Here is a 6,000-nt window from a genome sequence, read left to right on the forward strand (position 1 = left end):
CGCACGGTCGAATCAGTAGCAAGACTGAACTTTATAAGGCGGACGCCAGTGCAGTCGTGCCGACAAGGCGGCGATTGAGCGGACCCAATGATTCAACGTCGGCGCCTGAACGGGCAGGGCGCTCACGTTTGCTTCCCCAGTCTTTGCAGACCGCCGGCCCGGTTTGTTTACCGGCTTTGCGGTTTGCCGGCTTTGCGCCAGATCTACGATCACATGCTCAACGTCGGCCTGCGTGATCTCGCGTTGCTTCTTCTTTCCCGCTTGGGGTTCGTTTCGGTCGGTCAGGGTTGGGTCCCCGCGATGTGTGCGTGACCGAGCTTTACCGATTCGACCATTATCGCGTTGCGCCTGAAGGGCTTGCGCGACCTGCAGCACATGACTCAAGCGCTTGTGCTCGACGACTGCGCCTTGATCGATTTCGGCCAGGCGTTCGTGCTGCCTGTAGGGCAACACACGGCCGTCAGTCCTGATCTCGATTCGCCCATCCGGGTACTCCCACAGATTCGCAGGCCAGTGTCGGTCCGAAATCGGCGTAGCGATCGCGGATGATCGACAGCGCCCGATTGGCGGCTCCCGGATCCAGGCGACGGTTGCCGGGCTTCGCTCGGTGTCCCGACACCAAACCCGCCGGGCCACGCTCATGCAGCCGGGCGACCAGCCGGCGAATCCGTCGAGTCGTCAATTCGAGTCGTTGCGCCGCACGCCATGGCTTGAGCTTGCCGTCCGCCACGTCCTGAATGACCTTGAACCTGTCTAGCTCGCGCATCGTCATCGTCATCCGCTCCGTTGCAGCCATCGCAGCCTCCGGCGCCGGGCACTCGGCGGCCGGTCAGCTTACGCGGCACGAAAGCGGACATCTCTAATCAGACCAGGTCGCTGACTAATAAATAAAGAATTCCCCCGCGGCAAACAAATTTACCGATTTGGCAAACATGCGGGCGAAAGGCGCTTCCCATAATTCCGCAGACCTTACACGGGATTTCCACCCATTACACGGGGTGCCGGTAAGGCAGGGGCTTTGATCGTAGCGATAAAAAATGCGGCGGACGCTGCATATCCGAGGGGCGTTGCGCGAGCTTGTCTCAGGCGCGGCTACGAAGAGAGCAAAAGGAAACTCCCTTTTGTCCACTAGGGAAGTCAGAACGGAAAGCGCAATGAACAAGAGTCAATACAGGGTGGCCTCGAATCGAGGATTAGGTGTGCTAGCAAAGGCAGCCGAGACGCGCGGCGTACACGGCGAGTCGGGGAAAGCGAACATGACGGCGGCTGGTATCCCGCTCAGATTGCGTGTTTCGCTGGCGGCGGTAACGGCGCTGATGCTGCTGCCAGTGGGGCGGGCATACGCAGATAACCTGGCGGTCGGCGGCCAGAACGGTGGTATCAACGAGACGATCGGCGGTGCTGCGGCGGCGCCGCCAGCAACCACGGGGGGAACGTTTCCCGCAGTCGCCGGTGCCGATGGTTCGAGCCAGAACACCGCAGTCGGCGTCTTTGTGTCAGCGCAGGGCGGGGCGGCAACGGCATTGGGCGATACGGTTTCGGCAAATGGCCGGAATGCGACGGCGGTCGGCTCTAATTCGGTCGCAAACGGCGCCAGAGCAGTAGCGTACGGTGGCGGGTCGAGCGCCGCGAATAGCGACTCGACCGCGATTGGTGCGCTGGCACATACCACCGCTACCTTTTCAACGGCGGTCGGCACCAATAGTTCAGCTGCTGGCGGCACAGCCGTGGGTTTTCAGGCGAACGCGAACGCGGCTGACGCGACGGCAATCGGTGTGGATTCTGTCGCAAGCGGGATCGGTAGCGTTTCAATTGCCCGCGCACAGGCAACTGCCCAGAACGCGATTGCGATTGGCGAAAATGCTTCGGCAGCCGATGCAAATTCCGTGGCGTTGGGCTCCGGCGCAGTAACGCGCGCGTTTACCACGGTCAGCAGCGCGACGCTGAATGGCGTCAACTACAGCGGCTTCGCGGGCACACCCGTCGGCGTGGTGAGCGTGGGCAGCGCAGGCGCCGAGCGCCAGATCGTGAACGTCGCCGCCGGTGAAATCAGCGCAACGAGTACGGACGCGGTCAACGGCTCACAGCTTTTCGCTGTGGCAAGTCAAGTTTCCGTTCTCTCGAATAACCTTACGTCTCTCACAGCGAAGGTCGACACAATTTCCACTTCCGGTTCGAATGGCACGGTTGCAGACCAAACCGGCACCGCGGTAGGGAACAATTCGGTCGTGTCGGTCCCCAACGGGACCGCTGTGGGCAACGGCGCAAACGTTTCGGGTCAAGATGGTACGGCAATCGGAACCAACTCGACTGTTACGGCTCCGCGCGCAACTGCCATTGGCTCGGGTTCCAAGGTGACAGGCACGAACGGAACCGCAATCGGTGACGGTTCGAACGTCACGGGCACGAACGGGACTGCAATTGGCGCGAACTCCCGAGTGACCGCGAACAATTCGGTTGCCCTGGGTGCGAATTCAATTGCAGACAGGGACAACACGGTTTCGGTCGGCGCGCCGGGAGCTGAGCGTCAGATTACCAACGTTGCAGACGGTACGGCGCCGACTGATGCCGTGAACGTACGCCAGTTCAACAGCGCAGTTAACAGCGTTCGGGACGACATCCAAAAGTATCGCAGGGATGCGAACGCCGGTTCGGCTTCGGCCGTCGCGCTGTCGATGCTCCCGCAAGCACCCGCGCCCGGTAAGTCGGTCGTCGGCGTGGCGGTCGGCAATTACGCTGGTCAGACGGGTTTCGCTGTCGGCGTGTCGACCTATCTGCCTGGCGGTAGCTGGATTTTCAAAGGCGGTGGCTCGACAAACACGCGCGGTACGGTGGCCGTTGGCGGTAGCGCCGGGTATGTCTGGTAAGGTTCGGCCTACTGACAACTGCTTAGGTTAGGTAGTTAGTCTAGGTCGTCAGTCGCACAGCCCGCTGTGGTGTACTTGCCGCAGCGGGCATCGACGAATGGAGGTGGGCAATTCCGACCGTGATACAGCGAGGCTGGTCTTCGGCAGACGTTGCCGGCGCGGAATCCAGAGCCCAGCGTCCGTCATCAGCTTCCTGATCGTTTCCTTGGCCAGCCGAATGCCGTGACATTCCCAGAGCTTCTCGCAGGCCAACGTCGGCCCGAAATCGGCGTAGCGGTCACGGATGATCGACAGCGCCCGGTCCACAATTACCGCGTCCAGCCGGTTGTTGCTGGGCTTCGCATACCGTCCCGACACGAGGCCTTGAGGCCCGTGTTCCCGTAATCTGGCGACCAGCCGGCGAACTTGCCGCGTCGTCAATTCCAGCCGTTCTGCCGCACGCCATGGCTTGAGCTTGCCATCAGCTACGTCCTGAATGACCTTGAATCGGTCCAACTCGCGCATGCTCATGGTGATCAGTCCAGGTTGGCCCACGATGCGCTCCGGCAGTTCGACCCGCCGCCAGCATGCGCCGAAACCCTCGGACTACGACATTTCAACTTTGCCCAGATGCGACATAATGAAATGGCCAGCCCGATCCCCGCGACCGTTCTACGATAGGCAATTCGGTCCGAAGTAGAGGAGAGCGCCATGAACGAGATCACGCTGATCGGCATCGATCTGGGCAAGCATGTCTTCCATCTGCACGCACAAGATGCCAAGGGACACGAGGTGTTTCGCAAGAGGCTCTCGCGCGTACAGTTGCTCCCGTTCTTCAGCAATCTCAAGGCGGTTACCGTCGTCATGGAGGCTTGTGCGGGTTCGCACTGGCTCGCACGCAAGCTCAATGCGATGGGGCACGAAGCGAAGCTGATTTCAGCTCAATACGTGCGGCCTTTCGTGAAGAGCAACAAGAACGACTACATCGATGCCGAAGCGATCTGCGAAGCAGCGTGCCGACCCTCGATGCGCTTCGTCGAGCCTCGAACGGAGGCGCAACAACTTCTAGCCGCCATGCATCGTGCGCGTGAAGGACTGGTAGCAGAGCGCACGGCCACCATCAACCGGATTCACGGAATCCTGCTCGAGTTCGGCATCGTCGTTCCTCTGTCGAAGGCCACACTACGCCGGCTGCCCGATGTGCTTGCAGTACACGATCTGCCACCGCGGCTGATCCAGCTTGTCCACCGACTCCATGCTCACTATCGTTACCTGGATCAGCAGGTTGATGATCTCGAGCGGGATCTGACGGTACAGCTTCGCGAAGACGAGAACGCGGCCCGGTTACTGTCCATCCCCGGCATCGGCACCATCACGGCAAGCCTTCTCGCGTCGGAAGTCGGCAACGTCGCCCAGTTCGAGGGCAGCCGGAACTTCGCGGCTTCGATCGGGTTGGTGCCACGTCAGCACAGCACCGGCGGACGAAGTGTCCTGTGCGGCATCAGCAAACGAGGCGACAAGCATCTGCGACACTTGCTTGTGCAAGGCGCCCGAGCGGTTATCCAGCGCGTGGAAAAACGTACGGACAGGCTCGGGGAATGGATTCGCTCGATGCTGACTCGCCGGCACTCAAACGTGGTCGCGTGTGCCGTCGCGAACAAGCTCGCGCGCATCGCCTGGGCGGTACTGATCAGACACACCACATACGATCCCGCGCGCTTGAAGCTCGCGGACTGATTCGCCGTTTCACCCAACAAGGTTTTGCGACTGCTGGCAATTTGATGATCCAACGGCACAGCGACCGGACGAAGAACCTGACAAGTTGTACAGCTCACAGCAGCTGCCGACATTATGAGGATCGACCGGTGCGATTTTCATCGCGGAACAACGATTCCGGATAGATTTGCGCAAGCCATGAGGACGTCAGAACCAGGGGTTGCAAAATTCGGGCTGGCCATAGATTACAACTTTGCTCTTACAGATTTGTCATACCCGGATTCAGATGTCCACCTTCCAGCTATTTAAAAATGTCCGGTTTTAAGGTTGGTTTTGCTACTTCTGTTTCCTCGTTTTGACCGTTACGCAGTGTCGAAGGTCGGTGCTTGAACGGGCAGGGCGCTCACGTTTGTTTCTCCAGCTTTTGCAGACCGGCGGCCAGGTTTGTCTGAGGGCTTTGCGGTCTGCCTACGTTGCGCCAGATCCACGATCACATGCTCGACGTCGGTCTGCGTGATCTCGCGTTGCTTCTTCTTGCCCGTTTGAGGTTCGTTTCGGTCGGTCCGGGTTGAGTCGCCTCGATGCGTTCGAGACGGAGCTTTACCGATTCGACTGTTATCGCGTTGCGCCTGAAGGGCTTGCGCGACCTGCAACACGTGACTCAAGCGCTTGTGCTCGACGACGGCACCTTGATCGATTTCGGCCAGGCGGTCGTACTGCCTGCAGGGCAACACACGTCCGTCAGCCCGGATTTCGATCCGCCCATCCGGGTACTCCCAGACCTCGATCTGACGGTCGATCAACTTCCGGTTGGCCGGCGTGTCGTCCAACAAGTACATCACCCGGTCGTACTGCACCGTGAGCGACTTCGTCACTTTGCGCGGCTCGCGCCACGTCAGCACCAAGTCGAGACTCTCGTCCGCCCGTAGCGGCCGATGCGCATTGAAGTCGCTCTTTGGCGGCTTCGCGAAGCGCGCGTTATAGGCGGCCATGAAGGCGGGCGCATAAGCATTGGCGTCGGCCACCGTGTTGATCCCGCGCAATCGCATCTCCTTGACCAATCGGTCCTGCAACGTCAGATGGGCTCGCTCGACTCGTCCCTTGGCTGAACTGCTGTTCGCGCAGAACGTATCGATGTTCAGCTCGTACATCGCCCGGCCAAACGGCGTCACACGATTGCCCGTCTTGCCCGGCTTCACGTTGCGAAACACGCTGGCCTTGTCACTGTAGAACGCCCCAGGTTTGCCGTGCCGCTCGATGTACGCTCGCGTCGCTTCGAAGTAGCTGAAGGTCGATTCGGTCTGCGTGAAGTGCAGCATCATCAACCGGCTCGTCGCGTCGTCCACATACACCAGCAGCGTACACGCCGGCGCACGCTCCTCGAACCATCGATGGTCGCTGCCGTCGATCTGGATCAGTTCGCCCAGGCATGCCCGGC

The 6,000-nt window shown here is 60.4% G+C and carries 5 protein-coding genes and 1 pseudogene; 2 read left to right on the top strand and 4 right to left on the bottom strand.

The features are described 5' to 3' along the window. Window positions 1-12: 12 nt before the first annotated feature. Together ACVK00_RS11690 and ACVK00_RS11695 are read right to left on the bottom strand one after the other, a co-directional pair. The gene (locus ACVK00_RS11690; protein ID WP_435521240.1) at window positions 13-453 is read right to left on the bottom strand and encodes a hypothetical protein; all 441 of its coding nucleotides are present in this window, start codon (window positions 451-453) and stop codon (window positions 13-15) included. A 7-nt stretch (window positions 454-460) separates the two neighbouring features. Next, the gene (locus ACVK00_RS11695; protein ID WP_435521241.1) at window positions 461-796 is read right to left on the bottom strand and encodes a helix-turn-helix domain-containing protein; all 336 of its coding nucleotides are present in this window, start codon (window positions 794-796) and stop codon (window positions 461-463) included. Window positions 797-1,154: 358 nt separating this feature from the next. On the opposite strand from ACVK00_RS11695, the gene ACVK00_RS11700 reads away from it, so the two are divergent. Beyond that, complete coding sequence (locus tag ACVK00_RS11700; RefSeq protein WP_228909992.1) at window positions 1,155-2,867, top strand: YadA family autotransporter adhesin; 1,713 nt, start codon at window positions 1,155-1,157, stop codon at window positions 2,865-2,867. A 138-nt stretch (window positions 2,868-3,005) separates the two neighbouring features. Here the strand turns inward: ACVK00_RS11700 and ACVK00_RS11705 are convergent. After that, window positions 3,006-3,377, bottom strand: a pseudogene (locus ACVK00_RS11705) (helix-turn-helix domain-containing protein); the annotation flags it as partial. A gap of 180 nt (window positions 3,378-3,557) precedes the next feature. On the opposite strand from ACVK00_RS11705, the gene ACVK00_RS11710 reads away from it, so the two are divergent. After that, complete coding sequence (locus ACVK00_RS11710; RefSeq protein ID WP_175804667.1) at window positions 3,558-4,583, top strand: IS110 family RNA-guided transposase; 1,026 nt, start codon at window positions 3,558-3,560, stop codon at window positions 4,581-4,583. Between the two features lie 341 nt (window positions 4,584-4,924). Here ACVK00_RS11710 and ACVK00_RS11715 read toward each other — a convergent pair. After that, window positions 4,925-6,000: ISNCY family transposase (locus ACVK00_RS11715; RefSeq protein WP_456826947.1), on the bottom strand; the 1,076-nt coding region annotated here is incomplete at its 5' end.

This window comes from Burkholderia sp. PvR073, assembly GCF_054055695.1.